This window comes from Marinospirillum alkaliphilum DSM 21637 (genome assembly GCF_900119735.1).
Lineage (GTDB): Bacteria > Pseudomonadota > Gammaproteobacteria > Pseudomonadales > Halomonadaceae > Marinospirillum > Marinospirillum alkaliphilum.
Map to the genome: position 1 here is coordinate 219,621 of NZ_FPJW01000003.1, position 25,178 is coordinate 244,798.

Here is a 25,178-nt window from a genome sequence, read left to right on the forward strand (position 1 = left end):
CGGCCAACCGGAGTACCAATTTCACTGATAATCCTGAGGTGCAGACTCACTGGGCCAGAGTACCCGTTGTTGTGCTCCCTGCTGTAATACCAGGCTGGAACCTTCCAGCTGCTTGGCAAAATGTTTCAGATGAGATACCTCCGCGGCCAGCATGTGGGCGGTGATACCGGCATCGGTTGGTGCTTGCAGGGCGGCAATGGACACCCCCACAAAAGAGAAAAAACGCTCTACACCAAAACGATCCCTGGCATGAATGCCACCGGCAGCACGATCTGCTTCACTGTAAAACTCCAGGGAGTGGCGTGAAAAATCGTGCAGCACGCATAACATGCGCTCTTGCCAGTCTTTACTGCGGCAGATGGCAACAAAGTCATCACCGCCGATATGTCCGATGAAGTCATCGTGGGGGTGCAGGTATTGCTGCAGGATGGTACCCAGACGTTTCAGCAGTTCATCCCCCAGCACATAACCATAGGTGTCGTTGAAAACCTTGAAGTTATCCAGATCCAGATAACAAACCACCAAAGGGTCCTGGCGTTTGAGCCAGGCATTCAGTGTGTCCTGAATGGGACCGTTACCGGGCAGCAGGGTTAATGGATTGGCCTGGCGGGCACTGCGAACTTTCAGTTCGGTGATGATGCGCAGCAGATCAACCACCTGACCAATGCCTTGGTAACGTCCTTGCCGGGCAATGATGAAGTCATCATCGAGATGCTCCCGGCTGCGTTCAGTAATGCGTTGACTGATGGCTTCCAGGGGTTGATCGGCTTCTGCAATCAGCGGTTGTTCATGCATCAGGCAGGTGACTGCTTTACGGTAATAGAGCTCCTGACCGAAGGGACGCAGTAGTGTGGACATCAACTGATTGCGTAGCAGCAGCCCGATTGGCAGGTCATTGGCAGTCACTACCGGCAGTGAAAATAACTCTTCATCCTGGCGGAAGATTTCCACGGCTTCGGCCACGCTGGTATCAGGACTGATGCTGCGAACCTTGCGTAACAGGCTGGTGGCCAGATCGGCCTCATTATTATCGAGGGGTTCTGGCGGGCTGATGTCCAACAGTGCCGGTGGCGGTTGGTGGGCTGGATGTGACTGAGGGCGAGAGAAGTGGTAGCCCTGCACCAGGTTGATGCCCAGGTCCAGCAGCATCTGCATTTCAGCCTGGGTTTCGACACCCTCGGCAATCACTGTTGATCCGACCGAGCGTGCCATATCCAGTACAAAGCGCAGAAAGTCCTGTTTGACCCGATCATGGGATATCTGATGCACAAAATGGCGATCAATTTTGACATAGTCCGGGCGCAACTCAGACCAGAGCCGCAGACCGGAATAACCATTACCCAGATCATCCAGTGCGATCTGGAACCCCATCTCCCGGTAGTGGTTGATGGCCCTCCTCATCAACTCAAAGTCATGCACCGGTTGTTGTTCGGTGAGTTCGATGACCAACTGACCGGGTTCCAGGCCAGATGCCTGCACCAGTTCCAGTGTCTGGCCCGGCTCGTGATCCGGCTCTGTTAATACATCCGGTGAGGCATTGATGAAGAGTTTGCCAGGCAGCTGTTGCCGGGCAAAGGCGGCCAGGGATTTTTCCCGACTGAGTTGTTCCAGTGCCACCAGCAGGCCCTCCTGGCGAGCACAACGAAACAGCTCCAGGGGATGATGCAGGTAACTTTCCATCGGGCCGCGAATTAAAGCCTCCCAGCCGTAGAAGCACTTTTCTCTCAGGCTGACCACCGGTTGGAACAGGGGCAATAAACGTCCTTGTTGCAGGATGTCCTGTAATGCGCCCTGTTGTCGTGAGGTGGCATCAGGTCTGGTCAGCAGTGGTTCATCCATGGATACAAACTCCATGATCCACATAGTGGATCTGCCCTGTGGTGCCAGCTGACAGGTGACTGAGGAAATACAGGGCTGCGCCACCCACTTCGTCAATGGTTGGCAACTGACCATCACAGGAATGGCGGCGGTTGTGCTCCAGCATGGCATCAAAATCGCGGATGCCACTGGCGGCGCGTGTTGGAATGGTGCCAGGTGAAATGCAATTGACACGAATGCCTTGTGGCCCCAGATCCCTTGCCAGATAACGGGTTGCTGCTTCCAGTCCGGCCTTGGCGCAGGCCATGACATTATAATCCCCGGTGGTGATGGCAGAGCCAAGGTAACTGAAGTTGATAAGCGCACCGCCGTTGGGCATCAGGCTGCGGGCGTGGCGAGCCATTTCAATAAAGCTGTAACAAGACACATCCATGGCGGTCAGAAAGCCTTCACGCGAGCAATCGGATAATGGGGCATGCAGATCCTGCAGGGGACAGAAAGCCAACGAATGCACCACTCCATCCAGTTCCCCCCAGACCTCCCGGCAGGCCTCAAAAACCCGGGCCATCTGGCCGGGCTGGGTGACGTCCATTGGCAGGATCATGCGAGCATCCAGTGATTCAGCCAGAGGACGAACATGGGGTTCAGCCTTTTCATTCAGGTAGGTGATGGCCAATTCAGCACCCTGCTGGTGTAGGGCTTTTGCACAACCCCAGGCAATACTCCGGTCATTGGCGATGCCGGCAATCAGTACTTTTTTTCCTTGCATCAAAGGTTTCATGCCTGGCTCCTGTCCGGGTTGCCTGTGGTGTTTTGAGGGTTAGGATCCTGTTGTTGCTGGCGCAGCTGCTCCAGGGAGGTTTCCACCAGATCCAGCAAGCTGTTTAACTGGCGTGCCAGGTAACCACTTTCGTGCTGATGACTGGCTTGTTGTTCACGCACCCTGAGACCAAGATTCCCCTTGCGACACTGATGCAAGACTTCACTGAGTTGCTGCAGCTGACAGGTCAGTTGATGGATCAGGCGCTGGATCAGCAATAAGCAGGGCAGCGACAAGGCTGATAACACGGCTGCCCAGCCAGATTCTCCGCGCAGTAACAACACCAGACTGGCAAGACCACAACTGAGGCTGATCAGTACCAGCCATGAAATGCGTTGGCGGTGAGTATCAGGAAAGTTGGTTTGCATGGCCGTGCTCCTTGAATAAACGACGCATCACCTGACAGAGATCGTGTCCCATGCGAGAAGCCCAGCGTTGCATGTGTAACTGGCTGGTCAGGCTGCCTTCATGAGGTTCTGCTTCCAGTTGCAAGAGTTGTTGATAAAGGGGCTGTAACTGCTGCTGTGCACGAAGGGGTACACGGCGGCAAATCAGGCAATAACCATTTAACTGATTATTGAGGTATTCAGGTGTGGCGTTGACAAAAGTCCATTGGTGGTCAGGTGTATTCAGCAGCAGAAAACCGGTGAAACTCTGCCCTTGACTCATTTTCAGATACAAACCATCAGTGATGGTGCGTGGCAAGCTGGCTGACCAGAGGTGTGACAGGTGATAACCCTCCACCTGATCAGGTTCAAGCCGGGTCAACTCCACCAGCTCTGGGCTGGCATATTGCATGACACCCCGTGCATCCGTGCGGATCACAGCAATCAGGATTTCCTGGGATTGTTGCAGGCTGTCGCTGAGGCTGATTCTGGAATCAGCTTTCAACACGGCTGGTGCTGCTGCCTGAGCGGCTGTTTTCAAGCGAGGTACAAAAGGATTGGGTAGGGACTGTGACAAGTTGAGTGGCCTGTTCATGATGCCTCCGTGTACCTGAAGTGGACAGGCTCAGCTTGCCGTGCCTAAGTGACAGAATGACAACCACTGCATGATGAATTGCTGACAGTGATCCTCCTTCTGCAACTGACGAATCATCCGGGCCAGTTGGTTGACCAGCAGGGGATTAAAAAACATCATGGCAGCACTCCTGAGTGGTGGGAAACACCCTCAGCATGCCGCGGTATTGTTGCAGGGTCATGAAACCTTTGGCTGGCAGCAAAGGGGCTGCTGCTTCCGGCATCCATGCCGGTGATCACTTAGAGGTCCAGCACCAGCACCCTTGATCTGGAGCGTGAACAGCAGGGTGTGAAGCAGTCATTGGTGGCCTTTTCCTCCTCAGTCAGGTAGCGGTCCCGATGTTCCGGTATACCGTCCAGCACCCGGGTGATGCAGGTTCCGCAGATGCCTTGTTCACAGGACGTCAGTAAATCCACATCGTGATCAATCAAAACCTCGGCAACACTTCTGTCTGCAGGAATGGTCAGGTTGATGCCGCTGCGCGCCAGCTGGACTTCAAAGCAGTCATCCGTGCCGCTGTCCACAGTGGAGCCGACAAAATATTCGGTGTGCAGCTGTTCTGCAGGCCAGCCAGCCTGCTTGCAGGCATGGATCACGGCCTCATTGAAGGCTTCCGGCCCGCAGACATGAAAGTGGACCCCCGGCCTCGGATTGGCTGACAGGTCTGCAAGGTTGATCCGTTGGCTTTTACCTGCCCGGGTGAAGTGAAAGATCACCCGGTCCGCAAAGGGAGACGATTCCAGTTCAGTGACAAACGCGGCCTGTTCCGGGGTTCTGGCTGAATAGTGCAGTTCAAACGAGCGGCCATTCTGATGCAGTTCCTTCGCCATCGCCAGAATCGGGGTGATGCCGATGCCACCGGCAACCAGTAGCGTGTGACTGGCATCCGGGTTCAGTGCAAAGTGATTGCGGGGCGCACTGATCTGCAGCAGATCCCCTTCCTGCACCTGCTCATGCATGGCCAGGGAGCCGCCGCGAGACGGGTGTTCCCGTTGCACTGCAATCCGGTAGCAGTGGCGATCAGCAGGGTTGTTGCAGAGGGAATACTGGCGCAGGTGTTCGCTGTTCACCTGCACATCAATGTGGGCGCCTGCCGTGAACGGCGGCAACTCCCGCCCGTGTGGATCCACCAGATCAAACTGCACAATGTCGGTGGCCAGAGTTTTCTTTTGCAGCACCTGAACCATCATGCTGAGGCTGGTTTTTTTCATGTTCATTTCTCCGGGGCCGTGTTACCTGGAAACGGCCCGTCATTGCCCGTCTGGGATGTCATGGATGATCAGGGGTGTTCCGCAGCAAGGATTTTGTCCAGCATGCGCCGCGCCAGAACCCCGCCACCGTCAATGTTCAGTTTCAGCAATGGTCGATCAGGGTTTTCCAGCAGGTTACGCTGCTGAGCTTCCAGCATGTCGAGGTCTTCTGCAAAGATCTTGCCCTGACCTTCACGAATGGTCTCGGTCAATGCCGTGTCATGCGGCTTGAAGTTGCGCGCCATGCCCCAGAAATACCAGATGGAGGTTTCCGTTTCCGGAGTGATGAAATCCACCACTATGCTGGATGCTTTCTTGTCTGCCGGTGCGTTGTAACCGCCATGACCGGCATGAGCCACACCAACCTCGATCATGATGTGGCTGGGTGGGGTGAAGCGACTGATCTGCCAGCGATCGACCGGCACATCCGGATCCAGATCATTAAAGCGCAGGGCATTTTGCCAGAAGGGCGGCGCGGGGATTTTTTCCATGGTGCGCCGGGTGACAACAGTGTCACCATCCTTGAAGGACTCCGGGGGTTGTTCCTCAATTTCCGGCTGACCGATGCTGGTGGCGTGTACATAGGTTTCGTGCGTTAAATCCATCAGATTATCGATCATCAGTCTGTAGTTGCAGTTGATGTGGTAAAGGCCGCCACCATAAGCCCATTCGGGATCATCAAACCAGTTGAAATCCGGAATCAGATCGGGATCTGCCAGTGCTGCATCACCAGCCCATACCCAGATGAAACCGTAGCGTTCTTCCACCGGGTAGCTGCGCACACCGGGAAAAGCCTGAGCTCGCTGGCCGGGCATGGATTTGCAATTGCCGTCACAGTTCATGACCAGACCGTGATAACCACAGACCAGATCACCCTGTTCGTTGACAAATCCAAGCGAAAGCGGGGCACCGCGATGGGGACAGAAATCGGCAATGGCAACGGCTTTATTGCCTTGAGTGCGATAAAAAACCATGCGTTCGCCGCAGATCTGGCGGCCCAGGGGTTTGCTGTTCACTTCGTCTGATGTACAGGCCACGTACCAGGTGTTTTTCGGCCAGGACTGCTGAGTGCTCATGGTGTGCTCCTCCTGTTCGGTTTGGATAACCGCTTTTGTATTTGTGGATCCAAAGATAGGTTATTTATTGCTTCTAGACAATAAAAATCAATTTATTGGATCCATTGTTCTTATCCTGTCCTGGTTTTTTTCCTTCAGATGCTTGCCTTGAACCTTACCGCAAAGGACAATCCCGGCTGTATTTCAACCAATCAGAGTGCACTTGATATGAGTGGTGTCAGCAAAGTGGCAGTATCCACCCTTCGCAAACTCATCAGTGATGGGCATTTAAAGCCCGGAGAAAAACTGGGCGAAGTTCAGGTCGCAGAAATGCTGGGTGTCTCACGCACACCCATTCGACTGGCCTTTCGGACACTGGAGCAGGAAGGCTTGCTGGAAAAAGCCGGCAAGCAGGGTTTTGTGGTGCGAGCCTTTTCCCGCGAAGACGTGATCTGTGGTCTGGAAATCCGGGGCGTGCTGGAAGGCCTGGCTGCCCGGAAAATGGCTGAAGCGGGACTGACAGTCACTGACAAGGCGGCTTTACAGCAGTGTATTGATGATGGTGATGCGCTGTTTGCAAAGGAGCACCCGACAGAGGTGGATCTGCTCAACTGGAGCGAGATCAACGCAAGGTTTCATGGTGTCATCGTGAAGGGAGCTGGCAGCCGCGCCATTGCTGATGCCATTGCACGCAACAGCCACCTGCCCTTTGCTTCATCCGACTCCATCATCTTTGACACCCGGCACGTGGATCGGGAATTCAGAAAATTGCATCTGGCTCACCTGCAGCACCAGATGGTGTTTCAGGCATTGGTGATGGGGGAGGGCGCGCGTGCTGAAATGCTGATGCGTGAACATGCCTACATCGGTTTGCGTTATGGCGGACTGTTCGGTTTGCCGGAAGCGCTTGAATCGTGATCTTCTTACTGCCTTGATGACAAATTGCTGACAGGAATCAAAACACCTGTTTGATTGTCTTGCTAGCTTGGCATCTGTTACCGATTCAGTGCGGAGAAGAGTGTGACAGGTATCAAGGCGCGATTGCAGCAACTGTTCACAGCAGCCTTTTCCGGTGATCGGCTCAGGCTGCGTCAGCAACTGGAAGAAAACACCAGTGCTGCAAAGCTGCTTTATGCCCACCTGCTGACCTGTGAAAAAGACTGGCAGCAGGGGTTCCGACAGTTCATTCACAGCTCTGGTGAGTTTTGTGGCGACCTGATACTGGCCCGCCCCACCCCTTGTGGTCGAATCATGGTTCTGCATGCCGATGCAACCGGCCATGGTTTATCCGCTACCCTGACACTCTTGCCGCTGGCCGGTGTATTCAAGCAGTCGGTGGATCAGAGCCAGACCTTACAGGAGCTGGTGACAACACTCAATCAGCAACTCTGCCAGCTACTGCCGGATGACCGTTTTGTGGCTGCCACATTGGTAGAAGTTGATCCTGCCGCCCGGCAGTTGCAGGTGTGGAATGGCAGTATGCCGCCACTGCTGCTGCTGGATCAGCAAGGCAATGCCTGTCGCCGTTTTCATTCCCGCAATCTGGCACTGGGTATCCTTGAACAGCCGGACATGCAGTGGCACACCTGTGAGTTGCCTGATCAGGGTTATCTGTTCGGATTCAGTGACGGGCTCTGTGATCAGGTTGATGAAAGCGGTCAGTGCTGGGGACAGTTGGCCATGCTGCAATACCTGGAACAGCCGGAGGATGACCGGCTATTTCCCAGCATCCTCGGTGCCTTGCACGAATTCAGGGGGCTGGCCCCGCTGCTTGATGACATCTCGATGTTCCTTCTGGACCTGCAGCAGGTGCAGGCAGCTTCTCCCCGCTGCACCGGGGAGAAGCTTAGGCTGGATCAGACTTTCAGGTAGGACAGGATGCCCTGGGCGGCCTGGCGGCCTTCCCAGATGGCGGTGACCACCAGGTCGGAACCGCGCACCATGTCACCACCGGCAAAGACTTTTTCGTTGCTGGTCTGGAAGGGGTGGCGGGCTTCTTCCGGTGCAATCACCAGGCCCCAGTCGTTGGTTTTGATCTGGTGTTTGTCGAACCATTCTGCCGGGCTGGCTTTAAAGCCGAAGGCAACCAGTACCGCATCCGCCGGCAGGATTTCTTCAGAGCCGGGCACCACTTCAGGTTTACGGCGTCCGTTTTCATCCGGTTCACCCATCTGGGTGCGAACCACCTTCACGCCCTCCACCTTGCCTTCACCGACAATGGCAATTGGCTGGCGGTTGAACAGGAACTTCACGCCTTCCTCGCGGGCATTTTCGACTTCCTTGCGGGAGCCGGGCATGTTTTCTTCATCGCGGCGGTAGGCGCAGGTAACGTTTTTAGCGCCCTGACGAATGGAGGTGCGGTTACAGTCCATGGCGGTGTCACCACCACCCAGCACCACCACTTTTTTGCCTTCCATGCTGATGTAGTCCGCCGGATCCTTTTCAAAACCCAGGCAGCGGTTGACGTTGGCGATCAGAAAATCCAGTGCGTCATACACACCCGGCAGGTTTTCACCGGGGAAACCACCTTTCATGTAGTTGTAGGTGCCCATGCCCATGAATACGGCATCGTAGTCTTCCAGCAGTTTTTCCATGCTGACGTCCTTGCCGATTTCGGTATTCAGGCGGAATTCGATGCCCATGCCTTCAAAGATTTCGCGGCGACGGCTCATCACCTGCTTTTCCAGCTTGAACTCGGGGATGCCGAAGGTCAGCAGGCCACCGATTTCCGGGTACTTGTCGAACACCACCGGTTTGACGCCGTTGCGTACCAGGACATCTGCACAGCCCAGACCGGCCGGACCGGCACCAATCACGGCGACTTTTTTGTCGGTCCATTCGACCTGGCTCATGTCGGGACGCCAGCCTTGGGCAAAGGCGGTTTCGGTGATGTACTTCTCCACCGAGCCAATGGTGACGGCACCAAAACCATCGTTAAGGGTGCAGGCACCTTCACACAGGCGATCCTGTGGGCAAACGCGACCACAGACTTCCGGCAGGGTGTTGGTGGTGTGGCAGAGTTCAGCGGCTTCGATGATGTTGCCATCGGTGGCCAGCCTCAGCCAGTCGGGAATGTAGTTGTGCACAGGGCACTTCCATTCACAATAGGGGTTGCCGCAGGCCAGGCAGCGGTGGGCCTGCTGGCTGGCATCTTTCGGCTGGAATACATCGTAAATCTCGATGAAGGCTTTCTTGCGCAGGGACACCGGCTTTTTTGCCGGGTCCTTGCGGCCCACATCAACAAACTGGAAATCATTCTTTTCAACTGGATAGTGCAGACGCTCGGCCATGACATTTTCCTCAATCAACTTTTACCTGAGTCGCGGTTACCGGAATCACTGGGCGCTCTGACGGGTGGTTTTCAGCAGGTCAGCCAGATTGGCGGCCTTGGGCTTCACCAGCCAGAAGTGGCGAATGAAGTCTGAAAACTCCTGCAGGATCTTGCGGCCCCAAGCGGAGTTGGTTTCCTCAACAAAGGTCTGGATCATGCTGCGCAGATGGTTGCGGTAGGCTTCCGTCTGTTCGGTGTTGATGCGGTGCAGATCCACCAGTTCGTGGTTGTACTTGTCCACAAAGCTGCGCTCCAGGTCCAGCACGTAGGCAAAACCACCGGTCATGCCTGCGCCGAAGTTGTAACCGGTGTCACCCAGTACACACACCAGACCGCCGGTCATGTATTCACAGCAGTGGTCACCGGCCCCTTCCACGATGGCCGTGGCACCGGAGTTACGCACCGCAAAACGCTCACCGGCACGACCGGCAGCATAGAGGTGGCCGCCGGTGGCACCATAGAGGCAGGTGTTGCCCATGATGGAGGTCTTGTGGCTGGCAAAAGCACTGCCTTGTGGCGGTACCAGCACCAGTTTGCCGCCGTTCATGCCTTTACCGACATAGTCGTTGGCATCCCCTTCCAGGAACAGGTTCAGGCCACGGGCATTCCATACTCCGAAGCTCTGACCGGCAACCCCTTTCAGTTTCAGGGTGACCGGGTTGTCCGCCAGGCCTTCATCACCGTAACGGCGGGCGATCTCACCGGAAATACGGGCTCCGATGGAGCGATCGCAGTTGGTGACGGTGAACTCAAACTCACCGCCGGTTTTGTTATCCAGGGCATCCTGCAGGGCGGCCACCATCTGCTCGGCCAGTTCACCCTTGTCGAAGGGTTCGTTGCGGCTGATGCTGCAGAATTGCGGGGCAGTTGCCGGTACGTCATCGTTGTTGAGCATGCGGCTGAAGTCCAGCTTGCCCTGACGTTCGGTTTCACCTTCGATGACTTCCAGCAGATCCACCCGGCCAATCAGGTCGGTGAGCTGTTTCACACCCAGCTCAGCCAGGATTTCACGTACTTCCTGAGCAATGAAGCGGAAATAGTTTTTCACCATCTCCACGGTGCCTCGGAAGTGTTCATCACGCAGTGCCTGGTTCTGGGTGGCAACGCCGGTGGCACAGTTGTTCAGGTGGCAGATGCGCAGGTATTTGCAACCCAGTGCCACCATCGGGGCGGTACCAAAACCGAAACTTTCAGCACCCAGAATGGCGGCTTTGATGACATCCAGGCCGGTTTTCAAGCCGCCATCCGTCTGCAGGCGAATCTTGTCACGCAGCTTGTTCATGCGCAGTGCCTGCTGCACTTCGGCCAGACCGATTTCCCAGGGGGAACCGGCGTATTTGATGGAGGTCAGCGGGGAAGCTGCAGTGCCGCCGTCATAACCGGATACGGTGATCAGGTCGGCATAAGCCTTGGCCACACCGGTGGCAATGGTGCCGATACCCGGTTCGGACACCAGTTTCACCGAAACCTGCGCCTGAGGATTGACCTGCTTGAGGTCAAATATCAGCTGTGCCAGATCTTCGATGGAGTAGATGTCGTGGTGCGGCGGTGGTGAAATCAGGGTGACACCAGGCACCGAATGGCGCAGACGGGCAATCAGTGCATTCACCTTGCCACCGGGCAGCTGGCCACCTTCACCGGGCTTGGCACCCTGGGCAACCTTGATCTGCAAGACTTCGGCATTCACCAGGTAGCCGGGGGTGACACCAAAACGACCGGAAGCAATCTGCTTGATTTTGGACGACTTGATGGTGCCGTAACGGGCCGGGTCTTCACCGCCTTCACCGGAGTTGGAGCGGGCACCCAGTTCGTTCATGGCCTGAGCCAGGGCTTCATGGGCTTCCGGAGACAGTGCGCCCAGTGACATGCCTGCCGAGTCAAAACGCGGCAGCAGCGATTCAATGCTTTCCACTTCGTCCAGTGACAGCGGCTGGTCAGCTTTTTTCAGCTTCATCAGGTCGCGCAGGGTGGCTGCCGGACGCTCGTTGACCAGTCTGGCAAAGCGTTTCCAGGCATCGTAGCTGCCGGTTTGCACGGCTTCCTGCATGGCCTTGACCACGTCCGGGTTGTAAGCGTGGTATTCACCGCCGTGAACAAATTTCAGCAGGCCGCCCTGAGTGATGGGGGCCGATTTACGCCAGGCAGTTTCAGCCAGCAGTTCCTGGTCCATCTGCAGGTCGGCAAAACCGGCACCCTGGATGCGACTGGCAACACCCTTGAAGCAGAGTTCAACCACTTCATCATCCAGACCGATGGCTTCAAACAGCTGAGAGCCACGGTAAGACGCCAGGGTGGAAATCCCCATCTTGGACAGGATTTTCAGCAGGCCTTTCTGAATGCCCTTGCGGTAGGCACGACGGGTGTCACCGGGTTCACCCTGGAGTTCGCCACTGCGGTGCAGGTCGGCAATCACCTGATAGCTCAGCCAGGGGTTGATGGCGGTGGCACCAAAACCAAACAGCACGGCCATGTGGTGGGAGTCACGCGCCCATCCGGTATCCACAATGATGTTGGCATCACAGCGCATGCCCTTGCTCATCAGGCGATGATGCACAGCACCAGTGGCCAGTACGGCATTAACCGGAATCTTGCCTTTTTCCAGAGTGCGATCCGACAGCACCAGCAGTACCTTGCCGGCGCGCACGGCATCTTCTGCCTGCTGGCAGATGTTTTCCACTGCCTGTTTCAGGCCCATTTCCGCCGGGTTGAACTGCAACTGGATAAAATGCTCGGCAAAGCCGGGGCGGTCATCTTCCACCAGCGACTTGAATTTACGCGGTGACAGCACCGGAGTGGTCAGAATGATGCGGTTGGCATGTTCCGGGCCTTCTTCAAACACGTTCATTTCGCGGCCAATGCAAGTCTCCAGCGACATCACAATGGCTTCGCGCAGCGGGTCAATCGGCGGGTTGGTGACCTGAGCAAATTTCTGGCGGAAGAAGTCGGCAACGTGACGCACCTTCTTCGACAGTACGGCCATCGGTGTGTCATCACCCATCGATCCCACGGCTTCCTGACCGGAATCCGCCAGTGGCAGCAGCACTTGATTGCGCTCCTCCAGGCTGACGTTGAACATCTTCATGGTGGCAGCCAGTTCCTGCTTGTCCATTGCTTCGAAACGCGGGCCGGTTTCGGTCAGGGTGGACTCCAGGTAGGTGGACTGTTCACGCAGCCACTGTTTGTAAGGTTTGGCGGCCTTGAGTTTGTCATCCACATCCTTGGTATGCAGGATGTCACCGGTCAGGGTGTCCACAGCCAGAATCTGGCCTGGTCCGACACGGCTTTTGTAAACCACGTCTTCAGGTTTGTAATCCCACACGCCGATTTCGGAGGCCACAGTGATGTAACCATTTTTGGTGATCACAAATCGGGCCGGACGCAGGCCGTTACGGTCCAGCATGCACAGGGCGTAACGACCATCGGTCATGACCAGACCGGCAGGGCCGTCCCAGGGTTCCATGTGCATGGAGTTGAATTCGTAGAAGGCGCGCAGATCGCCATCCATGGTCTGAACATTCTGCCAGGCTGGGGGAATCATCTTGCGCACCGCCTGGAAGAAGTCCATGTCACCGGTCAGCAGCACTTCCAGCATGTTGTCCATGCTGGAGGAGTCGGAGCCTTCGGTGTTAACCACTTTATCCAGGGTTTCGATGTCTGGCAGCAGTTTGTTTTTAAAGTTCTTTTTACGTGCATTGGCCCAGTTGCGGTTGGCTTCGATGGTGTTAATTTCACCATTGTGTGCCAGGTAACGGAAGGGCTGAGCCAGATGCCACTTGGGGTCGGTGTTGGTGGAGAAGCGCTGGTGGAACACACAGATGGAGGTGGCCAGACGCTGATCACCCAGATCCTTGAAAAATACCGGCAAATCCACCGGCATGGTCAGGCCCTTGTAGGACAACACCTTGCTGGACAGGGAGGCCACATAAAAGTGTTCGTCCCCTTTCATGGCCATTTCGGCACGGCGACGGGCCATGAACAGCTTAACAGCCAGTTCTTTCTCTTCCATGCCCTCGGGAGCATTAACAAAAATCTGCTCAAAACGCGGCATGCAGGCCAGCGCAATTTCGCCACAGACGGATGGGTCGGTCGGCACTGCACGCCAACCCACCACTTCCAGGCCCTGAGCATGAATCTGTTGTTCCAGCGCCTGTTTACCCTTCTGGTAGGTGGCCTGATCCTGTGACAGGAATACCATGCCCACGGCGTAACGCTCGTTCATGTCCTGCTCGAACAGCTTCTGTGCTTCATCGCGCAGGAAAGCATCAGGCTTTTTGAACAGCAGGCCGCAGCCGTCGCCGGTCTTTCCGTCAGCAGCAATGCCGCCGCGGTGGGTCATGGCGGTCAGTGAGCCAATGGCTGTTTTCAGCAGGTCGTGGCTGGCCTCACCGTGCATCTGGGCGATCAGGCCGAAACCACAATTGTCACGAAACTCACCTTTGCGATAAAGGCCGGGGTTGTGATCCTGTTTTGGTGCACCTGCTGCTTTCTGGTGCTCTTGTGCAAGAGAATTCATAAGCGGGTCTCTCGTTGTTCTGGCTCGGTGTTATGCAAATTTTGCAATGCCTATGCCTTTTGTGTTTGATGATGCAGATATTACACGCAGTCAAAACACTGGAACAAACGAAAAAAGGGCTAAAAACACAATTTTTTTGTAATTTTCAAACCTCGTGGAATCATTATGCTGATATGAATTCTTTTTGGTTATTAAAATTGTTTTTGTGTTCTGTTTTGGTGCGCTTGACAGTTTGCGCATTAATGTGGTGTGCATTGAGTGCGTTATTTGGGCAAGAAAAAAACCGCTGACAGGCAGCGGTTTTGTGGTGGATGGTACAAGGTGATGCCGGTCAGCGGCTGCGGATATCGTTTTGTACGCTCTGGAAGCTTCTGGCCCAGGGGCGCTGGTTGCGCAGTGCTTCAGGTAGGTTCTGGATGGCAGCCAGTGCCTGTTCACGATTGGCATAATCACCGTAAACCACAACATACCAGGGGCGACCTTGATAGCGGCCTTCAAAGTAGGAAAATTGGCTGCGATCACTCTGTGCCTGGATGAAGCTGCGCACACTGGATTCATCCAGGCTGCCCATCATCTGCAGGGTAAAGTGTCCCGATGGTCTGGACATCAGGTAGGCTTCGCGCCGAAAACCTTGATCCTGCCAGGGTGATGTTGTACTACTGGCAACGGGTGCTGGTGCTGGTGCTGGTGCTGGTGCTGGTGCTGGTGTAACAGGTGCGCTGGTTTGCGGTGCAGTGGCGGGGGTGTCACCCGGTAGATCCAGTGCAGTGCTCGGCGGTGTTACAGTCGAGGGGGTTGCGTCCGGCATTTCGGGCGAGGCCGCTTGAGCTGTCTCGGTTGGCTGGGTAGCCGAAGGTTGCACTGCTTCAACAGAGGGTGGTGTTGCTTCGGCTGCAGCGGACTCTTCCAGTGCTTGGGTGCTGGTATCTGTGGTGGTGCCTTCTTCGTGTTCAATCACCTCTGCATCAGCAGGGTCGGGGATGGGGGGTAGCGGTTGCCAGGCTTCACGCCGTACTTCCTGGGAGCGCGAGATAATGCTCAGATCCGGGGTGGGTGATTGTGGCAGAAAGCGATCCTGATATAAAAAGCCTACAACCAGGCCTGCCATAACAACAGCACCTGCAAACAGTGGCCAGAGTGGTGTTTTGGCGCTTTTTTTCTTTTTGGCCGGGGCGGGTTTGGCTGGTTTTTTTTCTACGCGCGGTTGTTGACTGGCCGCTTGCTGCAGCTCATCAATGAGTGCTTTGTTCAGCAGTCCAGGCCAACCCATGGCCGCTTTATAAACACGATGAAACTGCCTGTCATCCAAGGGCAGGTGTTCAAGCCCTACGCTGTGGCAGCGGTGTTCCAGGTAGCCTCTGGCTTCCACTTCCGTGAAAGCTTCCAGAGGGAGGTGGTGGCCGACAGACTCAAAGCGGGTTTGGTTGGTTTTGTTGTGTAGTTCATCAAACAGTGCTTCCCTGCCGAACAGGGCAATGTGCGGGCGCTTGCTGTCATTGGCAGTGGTAGCCAGTTCCAGCACAATATTGAGTGCATCGGCTTCCAGTTGCTCAGCCCTGTCAATCAGAATCAGGCAGCTGCCACCTTCCTCGTTGAGCTGGCCTGCAAAGCTGCGAAGTTCGCTGATGTAGAGCGCTGCATCGGCTTTGGGTGGTATTTCCAGTTTGAATTGGTGTGCCAGGGTAGTTAAAAGCTGACTGCCTTTGCAGACTTTGCTGCCATCCAGTTGTGCACAACGAACACCTGAGTCGAGTTGTTGCACCATACGGTTTTTCAGGTGCGTTTTACCACTGCCCGATGGGCCGGTTACGGTGAGCAGCAGATTGCTGTAACGGCTTAGGTGCAGCAGCAGATCGAGGTGCTTGCCATGCTGTCTGCCGGGATAAAACACGGCAGAATCATTGATGTGTTCCAACTGCAGCAGATAGTCGTGTTCAGGCGCCTGACTGCTCAGTGATGGTTCCCTGGATTGCATGCCAGCGACTCCCTAGTCGTTGATGCGAGGCTGTAAAAAAATAAATTTAATCATAACAGACACCTGAGCGTAACGCGCAACTGGTTAAAACAGGTGCACTTTTGTAAGAGCAAAGCGGCTTCTTGGTTGTTGCTGTTTGATTAAAGCGCATCACTCAGACATTGACGCAGCAGACTGGTTTCTTTGAAGTCCATCAAGACCGCTTCACCGGGTTTCTGAAGCAGGATCAGACGCAGTTGGCCATCCAGATTTTTCTTGTCCACAGCCATATGGCGCAGAAAGGCATCCACACTCATCTTTGCAGGGGGGCGAACCGGTAAACTGGCTGCCAAGAGTAGCTGTTCAATGCGCTGCAGCTCTTTGCCTGTTAACCAACCTAATCGACGTGACAGGTCTGCTGCCAGCCACATGCCACAGCCGACAGCTTCACCGTGCAACCAGACACCATAACCCATTTCTGTTTCGATGGCATGGCCAAAGGTGTGTCCCAGGTTTAACAAGGCTCTTTTGCCGCTTTCCCGCTCATCTTCAGCAACAATATCAGCCTTGCACTGGCAGGAGCGAGCGATAGCCTCTGCTAAAAGCACAGGATCACCAGCCATCAGCGCCGCCATGTGCTGTTCCAGCCAGTCCAGGAAGTTGGCATCGGCCAACAGACCGTATTTGATGACTTCTGCCATGCCTGCAGCCACTTCACGTTGTGGCAGGGTTTTTAACGTGTTGGTGTCAATGATGACAGCGCGAGGCTGCCAGAAGGCACCAATCATGTTTTTACCCAGAGGGTGGTTAACGCCCGTTTTACCACCCACTGAAGAGTCCACCTGAGACAGCAGTGTTGTTGGAACCTGAATGAAAGCAATGCCGCGCTGGTAGCAGGCTGCTGCAAAGCCAGTCATATCACCGATGACACCGCCACCCAGGGCAACCAGTGTTGCATGACGGTTAAAACCTGCTTCCAGCAGTGCATCCCAGATCAGTTGCAGGTGGGTGATGTCCTTATAGGCTTCGCCATCCGGCAGAATGCAGTGGCGAATATCCAGATCCGGGCGGGCTTGTTGCAGGCTACTGGTGAGTGTTTGCAGATAAAGCGGAGCTACTGTGGTATTGGTGACAATCAGCACCTGTTTGCCGCGCAGTTGCGGCAGGATGAGCTGAGGCTGTTGCAGCAGGCCGGGAGCAATGTGGATGGAGTAACTGCGTTCTCCCAGTTCTAGCTTCAGGGTTTGCATGTGAGTGTCCGGTCGAGCAGGGTTCAGAGAAGGTTAAGCAATTTTTTTTTGATATCCAGCATCACCTGGCGTGGTGGGCGCTGATCAGTATCGATGACCAGGTGAGCGGTTTCCAGATAGAGAGGATCACGAATTTCGCGCATGAGTTCAAGGCGTTGACGTGGATTTTCTGTTTGCAGCAGTGGACGATTACGATCTTTGTTGGTGCGAGCCAGTTGTTGCTCAACGGTTGTTCTTAAAAAAATGACAAAACCCCGCTGATGCAGGGCGTTGCGATTTTCGGGTTTCAGAACGGCCCCGCCACCGGTAGCCAGAACGATGCCCTGTTCTTGAGTCAGCTCTTCAATAACCTGAGTTTCGCGGATCCGGAAACCCTCCTCCCCTTCGATATCAAAGATCCAGGGAATACCAGCGCCACAGCGATCCTCAATGACCTTGTCCGAGTCATAAAAGGGGCGCTTCAAAGCGCTGGCAAGCAGGCGTCCTAGCGTGCTTTTGCCGGCCCCCATGGGGCCGATCAGGAAAATGTTGGTATTGCGGTCGCAGCGGGGTTCATCCTGCATCAGTTTCTGGCCAGAGTAGTGTCATTGATAAGTCTTGGGGTAATAAAGACTAACAATTCTACTTTCTCATTGCTGCTAAAGGAACGACGGAATAACCAGCCAACCAAAGGAAGATCACCAAAGAAAGGTGTTTTGGCGACGGCATTGAGTTGCTGTGAGGTGAAAATACCACCAATGACCAGCGTTTCACCGTTATTCACCAGTACCTGTGTTTCGACTGCATTGGTGTTGATGGTCGGGCCAGCGCGCAAGGTTTCTTCACCCTTGCTGTCGTTGTTGACCTGTAGCTCCAGGAAAATCCGCCCATTACTGACAATGTTTGGAGTGACCTCAAGGCGCAGTTCAGCCTGGCGGAATGCAGTGGCACGCTCGCCGTCAGCATTGACTGTTTCGTAGGGAATTTCCTCACCGGAGCGGATAACCGCTTTCACCCGGTCAGAGGTAATCACGCGGGGCTGGGAAATGATTTCACTGCGGTTTTCTGTTTCCAGAGCGGCCAGCTCAAGATCCAGGATCAGATTGTTACTTACAAAACCAAAGTTCACACCGCTAGAGGGGTTGAAATCAATAGTACCGCCTCTGTTGCTATTCAGGGATTGCTCATTGTCCATGGCGCCCAGGCTACGCGTTCTCTCGGTAGTCAGGTTACCAGCGCGAGCACTGCCTGTTGCACGTGACGCACCCCAACTGACCCCCAGTTCATTGCTCACACCAGAGCGTGCAACAACAATACGCGCTTCAATCATGACCTGTTGTACAGGTATATCGAGAGTTTGGACAATGTCGCGGATACGCGCAACCTGTTCGGGTGTGTCACGTACATACAGGGTGTTGGTGCGCTCATCGACCAGGAGATGGCCGCGTGATGACATAAAGCGCCGAGTGGTAGCCAGGGTTGCAGGCGAAACCTCAGAAGTACTGGAAAGTCCACTGAGCACTGTTGCTGAGGGTGATGATTGCTGATCACCCATGATAAAACGATGAATATCTGCTGCACGTGTATAACTGATTCGGATAAAGGCATCTTCCAGTGGAACGCTGACTTCAGCCGACTGAGTAGCCCGCTGTTGCTCTTCTTCCAGTGCGACCAGTTGTGCAGCAGGTGCAACCAGTAAGACGTTGCCTTGTTGGCGGCTGGCCAAACCTTTGGTGGTCAGGATGATGTCCAGCGCCTGGTCTGACGGGACGTCATTCAGTAGTAGTGTGATGTTGCCAGTGACACTGTCGCTGGCGATCAGGTTCAAGCCCAGAAAGTCAGCCAGCTGCCCAAGTAGTTGGCGAACGGGAATATCCTGGTAATTCAGGCTGATTTTTTCACCGGTATAACGAAAGCGTGGGCCAGCGGCTGTTTCAGTGGTTTTCACGGGTGTTGGGGCCAGTTCAATCATCAACTGGTTTTCAGCCTGATTTAGTACGTAGCTGTACTCACCGCGGGCATCCAACTGGATTTCAGCAATGCGACCACGTTGCTCGAGCTGGATGCTGGTGACAAGCGTTGCAAAATCACTGGTGTCATAAATGTTTTGCAGGTCGGCGCGTATTTCGGTACCAACCAGACGCAATAACAGTCCCTGACGATTTTGAATGGCTTCAGGTAAGGGGGCTGGTTCAGAGAACTGCAAAACCAGGCGCGAGCTGTCTTGTAACGTGCGCTGGAAATCGAGGCCAATCAGGACGCGTTCGCTGGCCAGGGCATGGGATTGCATCAGCAGACCGGTCAGCAGTAATGCGATAAGTTTAGATGCTCTGTAGGAAAAGACAGTCATGTTGATTCCCTTACCTGGATATAAAGAGTTGTTGTTCACGTTCTTGCCACTGACCACTGATATCACTAACCACTTCCCGCAGGGTTATTGTGCTGCCACTGATGTGAGTGATCGTGCCATGGTCTCGTCCCATTTTGTCTCCGGTGCGAACGGTGAACAGCTGGTTGTCAGGTGCCAGAATCAGTCCACGGATATCGCCACCACGTTGCATGCTGCCACGAAACGTCAGCTGGTTTAGATCCCACTGCTCAAGTGCTGTGCGCGGACGACTCAGGTCTGGTGCAAGCGGCGAACTTGAAGCAATGGTTTGCAGCAGTAATTGACTGGGTGTAAAGGGGTCGCGCTGGCGCTGCTGGGTGTACTCGGCAATCAGCGGTTCCGGGTAGTTTGGAAGCGGCTCAATGCGACCCTGCGGGCTGTTGCGCAGCTCCACCAGGCGTGCGTTAACCTGATCAACCTTGGGACGATCGCCACAGGCAGACAGTAAAGCTGCCGTCAGCAGGATGAACGGTATGGCTGAATATTTTTTAAGCGTGCTCATTGACGACCTCCTGCATTGGCAGCAGAGACGGTCTGGGTAGCGCGTGCCTGATCATAGCGGTAAGTACGGGCTTGCAAGGTTAACGTCAGTGTTTGTGAGCCAGTATTTACTGGGGTCAGGGTAAAGTCGTGCAGGGTGATGATCCGATCCAGGCTGGCGATTCCTGCCATAAAACTGGCAATGCGGTGATAGTCTCCCCGTACCTCCAGCTCAAATGGCAGCTCGGAATAAAAGTCGCGTGGCTGGGCGTTACGCAGTGTAAGTGCCTGGAGTTCCAGGCGCTGGCGCTCGGCTTGCAGTTGGATATCATCCAGCAGTCGCGGAACCTCGCTGGCAACGGGCAAACGAGCGAGTAGTCCCGAAAAAGTCTCTTCCATAATGCGCATCTGTTGCTGGTAGGCAGCCAGGTTTGCAGCCTGAAAGGAGCGGGTGCGGTATTCCTCAAACAGGCGATCCTGCTCAGCACGAACCTGAGCCAATTCTTCCCCGTTTTTACTCAATACAAGCCAGTGGCTGGCATAAACCACGGCCCCTGCCAGTAGCAGCAGGCTCAGGATTTTTACCGAGTCTGGCCACTGTCCGGAGCGTGTCAGATCAAGGTCATCCTTCTCCAGGCGCTTGATGGCTCGCCACTGACCTGCAAACCAGTGACGAATCAAACGCCGCAGCTCCGGGTTGAGCTTGAGGCCGTTTGGCCATTGCAGTTTTGTTTTGCTCATTGTGCCCCTCCCTGGATTGGCAGAATCAGATCAAAACGTGCAGCAGTTGCTGACTCATTGGCATTCAAGGTGCGAAGCACTGGTTCATTGAAACGTGGTTGAGTGCTCAGGCTTCTCATCCAGTTGGACACTGCCTGGGGTGGCTGGGCAATGCCGTTGATGGTCAGTTGGTTGCCATTACGCCGGACATCGGTCAGGTAAACGCCATCGGTGAGGCTTGCGGTTAACTGATCCATCACCTGAATGGTGGTGGGGCGTTCCTGCTGCAGCTTTTGAATCACATCTATGCGTTGCAGGAGTTGGGTACGTTTGTCGCGTAACTCGATGACTTCACGGATTTCGCGATCCAGAATGGCCATCTGCTGTCGAATGACAGCATTTTCCTGGCGTGCCGAGTCAATGGACTGTTGGCTGGCCTGCCACATCAGTGCGCTGACCAACAGACCGGCAATCAGGGCAAAACCTGCCTGTTTGGCAAAGGTCTTTTGACGTTTTTGGCGCAGTTCCTCGCGCCAGGGGCGAAGGTTGATTCCGACGCTCATGATTGAATCCTCATGGCCAGGCCGCAGGCAATCATCATGGCTGGTGCATCTTGTGCCAGCGCTGCGGCATTGACCTTGTCGCTAAGTGTCATGTTGGCAAAAGGGTTGGCTACGCAGGCTGGTGAACCTATCTGCTGTTGAGCCATCGCGGGCAGACCTTCTATGGCAGATGAGCCGCCAGCCAGAACCAGATAATCAATGTCGTGATAGGATGAAGACGAATAAAACAATTGCAGCTGGCGCTCGATCTGCTGGATCATGGCAACCTTGAAAGGCTCCAGGATTTCAGTCCAGTAGTCAGCAGGAAGGTTGCCTTTTTTCTTGGCAAAACCAGCTTCTTCCCGTGACAGGCCATAGTGACGCTGAATTTCGTCAGTCAGTTGTTTGCCACCAAAGATCTGATCACGACTGTAAATGATTTCACCATCACGCAGGACGTTCAGTGTGGTCATGGTGGCACCAACGTCAGCGACAGCCACAATCTGGCTGTCTTCATGACGAGGCAACTGCTGCAGGATCAGCCCGAGCGAGCGTTCCATGGCGTAGTTTTCAACATCAATCACCACAGGCTCCAAGCCGGCCTCCTCAAGTACCTGATCAAGCTGGTCGGTGGTTTCCTTCCGGCAGGCTACCAGCAATACGGGCTGGTTTTCGTCATCCGGATTCAGTGGTGGCAATCGGGTGAAGTCAATCGACACTTCGTTTAGCGGATAGGGAATGTGCTGGTCTGCCTCAGTGAGTACCTGGGCTTCCATTTCCTCGTCATCCAGATCTCGCGGCAAACTCAGTGTGCGCGTTATGACGTTGGCGGTGGGAACAGCAACAGCCGTACGTGTGGTACTTGGCTCTGTCCGATCCATGACACGTTTAATACTTCGGGCAACGGATTTATAATCCTTGATTCGTCGATCACTGACAGCTCCACCTTCAAGTGGAGCAACCCCATAACTGGCAACTTGCAGCTTGTCGCCGTGTGGATGGATTTCCAGCAGCTTTACAGCTGAGCAGGAAATGTCAACGCCGATCAGAGGCAGCTTTTTCGGGCGTAGAAAAGTGAGTTCTGGCATCCTGAGCATGACGGCGATCTAGTCCTTGCTGGCACGAGGTTGGATTGTGAATCTTCCACTTGATTTTGTATCAGAGCGTAAGATGCAATGCAAACTTTTGTTGTAACAAATGAGATTAAGTGCATCTTGGTTTCACTCTGTATCCTCATGAGGGGCGATTTTGGAGTAAAAGGTTTGATTCAGGCTTGTCCTGGATCATCTTCTTGTTTTTTGTATGCCTGAAAATCAGGTTTGGCAGACCACACCGCAGGTAAATGATGCAAGTTTTAAAGAAGCTGTTTAAAAATCTCTTCTGGTTGCTGCTGGCTGGCTCCAGTCTTGGGGCTATCTGGGCACTGGCTGTGGTGCTGTATTTCTGGCCAGGCCTGCATGAGGAGGTGGCTCAGTTACAGGATATTGAGGCGCTGCTCAATGAACAGCTGGAAATGCCGATGCGTATTTTTACGGCGGAAGGCTTGCTGATTGCTGAGTTTGGTGAGCATCGTCGCACGCGCATTGCTTACGAAGACATCCCGCGCCGCTATATTGATGCATTGCTGGCGGCGGAAGATGCCAGTTTTTATCAGCATCCCGGTGTGGATGTCAGGGGGTTGGCCCGTGCCACGGTACAGTTGCTGGATTCTGGTCAGATACAGTCCGGTGGCTCTACCATCACTATGCAGGTCGCTCGTAACTATCTGTTAACACGTGATCGCACCTTTGCCCGTAAAATCCGTGAAATCCTCTTGTCATTACGGATGGAGCAGCTACTCACCAAGCAGCAGATCCTGGAGCTTTACGTAAACAAGATTTACCTGGGTAATCGTGCGTACGGGATTGTGGCCGCTGCAGAGGTTTATTACGGCAAGCCGCTGCATGAGTTAAACCTGGCCCAGACGGCCATGATTGCCGGTCTGCCAAAAGCACCTTCTGCCTATAATCCATTGGCTAATCCGCGCCGCGCCCTGATCCGTCGTAATTGGATCTTGTCGCGTATGTATGGCCTTGGCATGGTGGACGACATGAGTTATGAGACGGCCATTCGTGCGCCGATCACCGCTCGTTTTCACCCGCCAGAGCGGGATATCCATGCACCCTATGTTGCCGAGTCAGCTCGCCTGTTTGCCTTGCAGCAGTTTGGTGATCAAGCCTATACCCGTGGCCTGAATGTCTATACCAGTGTGCGCGCCGATCATCAGTTGGCAGCCAATCATGCCATCAACCATGGCCTGCTGGCCTATGATCAGCGTCGAGGCTGGCGTGGTGTTGAGCGTGAAGCTATCCCCTTGACTGAGCAGCAACTGGAGTTGGAAGCGGATGCGCTGGCAGAGCTGCAGGCCACTGAATCAGGCCTTGAACAGGTTCAACAGGCCTTGCAAGACCCGCGTGCAGAAAGGCTCAAAGCTGAGCTGGGTATTGATGTCAGCCATTGGTTGAGGGTGCTGGATGCCACGCCGGTATTTGGTGGTTTACAGCCGGCCATCGTGGTTGAAAGTGAAGCTGAGCGTATTCGGCTGGTGCGACGTGGTGGCCAACTGGTTGATCTGGAACCTGAAGATTGGAGTTGGGCAGGACGTTATCACTCGCCCTTCTGGAAGGACCGTAATGCACCGGCTGGCCATCGTCTGGTGGCCCGAGGTGATCTGGTGCGCCTGCGTACCGGTGATCGTGCCGAGCAACCCTGGGTATTGTCTCAATTGCCAGCACTTGAAGCGGCACTGGTGGCGATGGAAACTGAAACCGGTGCCATCACTGCCATGGTAGGTGGTTTTGACTTCAACCAGAGCCGTTTTAACCGTGCCGAACAAGCTGCACGCCAGGCTGGCTCGGTGTTTAAACCCTTTGTGTATATGGCCGCCCTGGAGCGGGGTTATACGCCTGCTACCATCATCAATGATGCACCGGTGGTTTTTGAAGATCAGCAACTGGAAGATGTCTGGCGGCCACAAAACTCCAGCGGTACTTTTTATGGGCCGACACGCCTGCGCGAAGGGTTGTATAAATCTCGTAACCTGATTTCAATCCGTGTGCTTAACTATGTTGGCATTCCGCGCGCGATTGAATATGTCAGCCGTTTTGGCTTTGAGCGCGAACGCCTGCCGCGTGATCTATCCCTGTCCTTGGGTAGTGCTAACGTCACCCCGCTGGAAATGACCCGGGCTTATGCCATCCTGGCCAATGGTGGTTATCCGATTGATCCCTGGCTGGTGGCCCGGATAGAAGACAATGACGGTGATTTACTTTATCAGGCAGTGCATCGTCGCGTCTGTCGCAATTGCCCTGAGGAACAGGAAAGCATCACCCTGTCGGGCATGACTTATCCGCTGTCGCAGCGCGTGGTGGACCCGCGTGCGGTTTACACCATGCACTCCATTCTGCGTGATGTTATTGATGATGGTACCGGGCGCCGTGCCCAGGCGCTGGATCGTGGTGATATTCGCGGTAAAACTGGTACCACCAATGAATTGCACGATGCCTGGTTCTCGGGCTTTAATCGTGATCTGGTGGCCACTGTATGGGCCGGTTTTGATCAGCCCTCCAGTACGGGCGAGTATGGTGCCAACCTGGCGCTACCGATGTGGATCAACTTCATGCGGGTTGCTTTGCGTGGTCAGTCTGAGCAGGTGTTGGAGCGCCCGGAAGGGTTGGTGACTGTGCGCATTGATCCAGAAACCGGCTTGCGAGCGGGTCCGGGCCAGCAGAATGCCATGTTTGAAATCTTTTACCGTGAGCGAGCCCCGGAGGCACTGGCAGAAAGACGCACTGGCAGCGATGAGTCAACGGGTGAGAGTGGTGGTGAAGCAAGGCCATCGCAGCCGGTGTTGATTCCGGCACCGGAAGCCCTGTTCTGAGTTTTGAGAAGCCTGATTAACCATTGCACCTGGTCTGGTCTGGTCTGGTCTGGCCTGGTCTGGTCTGGTCTGTGCTCATTGCGTGAATCAGGGGCTCCCAAGTGTAAATAACTAAAAAACCGGACCCTTTTGGGGTCC

The 25,178-nt window shown here is 54.7% G+C and carries 20 protein-coding genes; 3 read left to right on the forward strand and 17 right to left on the reverse strand.

Annotation, left to right across the window (positions count from 1 at the left end):
- Nucleotides 1–21: 21 nt before the first annotated feature.
- From BT114_RS06335 to BT114_RS06360, 7 genes are all read right to left on the reverse strand, one after another.
- Entirely contained in the window at nucleotides 22–1,839 is a 1,818-nt protein-coding gene (locus BT114_RS06335) for a phosphodiesterase (RefSeq protein WP_072325504.1), read from the reverse strand.
- Complete coding sequence (fabI, locus tag BT114_RS06340) at nucleotides 1,832–2,599, reverse strand: enoyl-ACP reductase FabI (protein ID WP_072325505.1); 768 nt, start codon at nucleotides 2,597–2,599, stop codon at nucleotides 1,832–1,834. Before fabI ends, BT114_RS06335 begins: the two co-directional genes overlap by 8 nt.
- On the reverse strand, nucleotides 2,596–3,006 hold the full coding sequence (locus BT114_RS06345) for a hypothetical protein (RefSeq protein ID WP_072325506.1): 411 nt from the start codon (nucleotides 3,004–3,006) through the stop codon (nucleotides 2,596–2,598). Before BT114_RS06345 ends, fabI begins: the two co-directional genes overlap by 4 nt.
- Complete coding sequence (locus BT114_RS06350; protein WP_072325507.1) at nucleotides 2,987–3,619, reverse strand: PAS domain-containing protein; 633 nt, start codon at nucleotides 3,617–3,619, stop codon at nucleotides 2,987–2,989. The genes BT114_RS06345 and BT114_RS06350 overlap by 20 nt, the downstream gene beginning before the upstream one ends.
- Nucleotides 3,620–3,649: 30 nt before the next feature.
- On the reverse strand, nucleotides 3,650–3,778 hold the full coding sequence (locus tag BT114_RS15280) for a hypothetical protein (protein WP_281249023.1): 129 nt from the start codon (nucleotides 3,776–3,778) through the stop codon (nucleotides 3,650–3,652).
- Between the two features lie 119 nt (nucleotides 3,779–3,897).
- Nucleotides 3,898–4,869, reverse strand: coding sequence for a PDR/VanB family oxidoreductase (locus BT114_RS06355; RefSeq protein ID WP_072325508.1), 972 nt, complete (start codon nucleotides 4,867–4,869; stop codon nucleotides 3,898–3,900).
- Between the two features lie 68 nt (nucleotides 4,870–4,937).
- A complete protein-coding gene (locus BT114_RS06360) occupies nucleotides 4,938–5,984 on the reverse strand; it encodes an aromatic ring-hydroxylating dioxygenase subunit alpha (RefSeq protein ID WP_072325509.1) in 1,047 nt (348 codons plus the stop codon).
- Between the two features lie 147 nt (nucleotides 5,985–6,131).
- On the opposite strand from BT114_RS06360, the gene BT114_RS06365 reads away from it, so the two are divergent.
- Both BT114_RS06365 and BT114_RS06370 read left to right on the forward strand, forming a co-directional pair.
- Complete coding sequence (locus BT114_RS06365) at nucleotides 6,132–6,881, forward strand: GntR family transcriptional regulator (protein WP_245770402.1); 750 nt, start codon at nucleotides 6,132–6,134, stop codon at nucleotides 6,879–6,881.
- A 102-nt stretch (nucleotides 6,882–6,983) separates the two neighbouring features.
- Entirely contained in the window at nucleotides 6,984–7,835 is an 852-nt protein-coding gene (locus BT114_RS06370) for a PP2C family protein-serine/threonine phosphatase (protein ID WP_143142777.1), read from the forward strand.
- On the opposite strand, the gene BT114_RS06375 is transcribed toward BT114_RS06370, so the two are convergent.
- From BT114_RS06375 to pilM, 10 genes are all read right to left on the reverse strand, one after another.
- A complete protein-coding gene (locus BT114_RS06375; RefSeq protein ID WP_072325511.1) occupies nucleotides 7,820–9,253 on the reverse strand; it encodes an FAD-dependent oxidoreductase in 1,434 nt (477 codons plus the stop codon). The genes BT114_RS06370 and BT114_RS06375 overlap by 16 nt on opposite strands.
- 45 nt (nucleotides 9,254–9,298) lie before the next feature.
- Nucleotides 9,299–13,807, reverse strand: coding sequence for a glutamate synthase large subunit (gltB, locus tag BT114_RS06380; protein WP_072325512.1), 4,509 nt, complete (start codon nucleotides 13,805–13,807; stop codon nucleotides 9,299–9,301).
- A gap of 331 nt (nucleotides 13,808–14,138) precedes the next feature.
- On the reverse strand, nucleotides 14,139–15,782 hold the full coding sequence (locus tag BT114_RS06385) for an AAA family ATPase (protein ID WP_072325513.1): 1,644 nt from the start codon (nucleotides 15,780–15,782) through the stop codon (nucleotides 14,139–14,141).
- Between the two features lie 140 nt (nucleotides 15,783–15,922).
- On the reverse strand, nucleotides 15,923–17,011 hold the full coding sequence (gene aroB / locus BT114_RS06390) for a 3-dehydroquinate synthase (RefSeq protein WP_072325514.1): 1,089 nt from the start codon (nucleotides 17,009–17,011) through the stop codon (nucleotides 15,923–15,925).
- A gap of 23 nt (nucleotides 17,012–17,034) precedes the next feature.
- Nucleotides 17,035–17,574 (reverse strand): shikimate kinase AroK, encoded by a 540-nt coding sequence (gene aroK / locus BT114_RS06395; protein ID WP_072325515.1) that lies wholly within the window; start codon nucleotides 17,572–17,574, stop codon nucleotides 17,035–17,037.
- Nucleotides 17,574–19,280 (reverse strand): type IV pilus secretin PilQ, encoded by a 1,707-nt coding sequence (locus BT114_RS06400; protein ID WP_177247053.1) that lies wholly within the window; start codon nucleotides 19,278–19,280, stop codon nucleotides 17,574–17,576. Before BT114_RS06400 ends, aroK begins: the two co-directional genes overlap by 1 nt.
- 70 nt (nucleotides 19,281–19,350) lie before the next feature.
- Entirely contained in the window at nucleotides 19,351–19,881 is a 531-nt protein-coding gene (locus BT114_RS06405; protein ID WP_072325517.1) for a pilus assembly protein PilP, read from the reverse strand.
- The gene (locus tag BT114_RS06410; protein WP_084661967.1) at nucleotides 19,878–20,600 is read right to left on the reverse strand and encodes a type IV pilus inner membrane component PilO; all 723 of its coding nucleotides are present in this window, start codon (nucleotides 20,598–20,600) and stop codon (nucleotides 19,878–19,880) included. Before BT114_RS06410 ends, BT114_RS06405 begins: the two co-directional genes overlap by 4 nt.
- Complete coding sequence (locus BT114_RS06415) at nucleotides 20,597–21,142, reverse strand: PilN domain-containing protein (RefSeq protein ID WP_072325518.1); 546 nt, start codon at nucleotides 21,140–21,142, stop codon at nucleotides 20,597–20,599. Before BT114_RS06415 ends, BT114_RS06410 begins: the two co-directional genes overlap by 4 nt.
- Nucleotides 21,139–22,218, reverse strand: coding sequence for a type IV pilus assembly protein PilM (gene pilM, locus BT114_RS06420; protein WP_245770403.1), 1,080 nt, complete (start codon nucleotides 22,216–22,218; stop codon nucleotides 21,139–21,141). The genes BT114_RS06415 and pilM overlap by 4 nt, the downstream gene beginning before the upstream one ends.
- A gap of 245 nt (nucleotides 22,219–22,463) precedes the next feature.
- Between pilM and BT114_RS06425 the strand changes: the two genes are divergently transcribed.
- Complete coding sequence (locus tag BT114_RS06425) at nucleotides 22,464–25,040, forward strand: penicillin-binding protein 1A (protein ID WP_143142778.1); 2,577 nt, start codon at nucleotides 22,464–22,466, stop codon at nucleotides 25,038–25,040.
- The last annotated feature ends 138 nt before the right edge of the window (nucleotides 25,041–25,178 follow it).

Coding starts and splice junctions, on each gene's coding strand:
- BT114_RS06405 (WP_072325517.1), bottom strand. CDS start 19,881: ATGAGCACGCTTAAAAAATATTCAGCCATACCGTTCATCCTGCTGACG.
- BT114_RS06375 (WP_072325511.1), bottom strand. CDS start 9,253: ATGGCCGAGCGTCTGCACTATCCAGTTGAAAAGAATGATTTCCAGTTT.
- BT114_RS06400 (WP_177247053.1), bottom strand. CDS start 19,280: ATGCAATCCCATGCCCTGGCCAGCGAACGCGTCCTGATTGGCCTCGAT.
- BT114_RS06350 (WP_072325507.1), bottom strand. CDS start 3,619: ATGAACAGGCCACTCAACTTGTCACAGTCCCTACCCAATCCTTTTGTA.
- aroK (WP_072325515.1), bottom strand. CDS start 17,574: ATGCAGGATGAACCCCGCTGCGACCGCAATACCAACATTTTCCTGATC.
- BT114_RS06410 (WP_084661967.1), bottom strand. CDS start 20,600: ATGAGCAAAACAAAACTGCAATGGCCAAACGGCCTCAAGCTCAACCCG.
- BT114_RS06385 (WP_072325513.1), bottom strand. CDS start 15,782: ATGCAATCCAGGGAACCATCACTGAGCAGTCAGGCGCCTGAACACGAC.
- BT114_RS06345 (WP_072325506.1), bottom strand. CDS start 3,006: ATGCAAACCAACTTTCCTGATACTCACCGCCAACGCATTTCATGGCTG.
- aroB (WP_072325514.1), bottom strand. CDS start 17,011: ATGCAAACCCTGAAGCTAGAACTGGGAGAACGCAGTTACTCCATCCAC.
- BT114_RS06415 (WP_072325518.1), bottom strand. CDS start 21,142: ATGAGCGTCGGAATCAACCTTCGCCCCTGGCGCGAGGAACTGCGCCAA.
- BT114_RS06335 (WP_072325504.1), bottom strand. CDS start 1,839: ATGGATGAACCACTGCTGACCAGACCTGATGCCACCTCACGACAACAG.
- BT114_RS06425 (WP_143142778.1), top strand. CDS start 22,464: ATGATGCAAGTTTTAAAGAAGCTGTTTAAAAATCTCTTCTGGTTGCTG.
- BT114_RS06360 (WP_072325509.1), bottom strand. CDS start 5,984: ATGAGCACTCAGCAGTCCTGGCCGAAAAACACCTGGTACGTGGCCTGT.
- BT114_RS06355 (WP_072325508.1), bottom strand. CDS start 4,869: ATGAAAAAAACCAGCCTCAGCATGATGGTTCAGGTGCTGCAAAAGAAA.
- pilM (WP_245770403.1), bottom strand. CDS start 22,218: ATGCTCAGGATGCCAGAACTCACTTTTCTACGCCCGAAAAAGCTGCCT.
- fabI (WP_072325505.1), bottom strand. CDS start 2,599: ATGAAACCTTTGATGCAAGGAAAAAAAGTACTGATTGCCGGCATCGCC.
- gltB (WP_072325512.1), bottom strand. CDS start 13,807: ATGAATTCTCTTGCACAAGAGCACCAGAAAGCAGCAGGTGCACCAAAA.
- BT114_RS15280 (WP_281249023.1), bottom strand. CDS start 3,778: ATGATGTTTTTTAATCCCCTGCTGGTCAACCAACTGGCCCGGATGATT.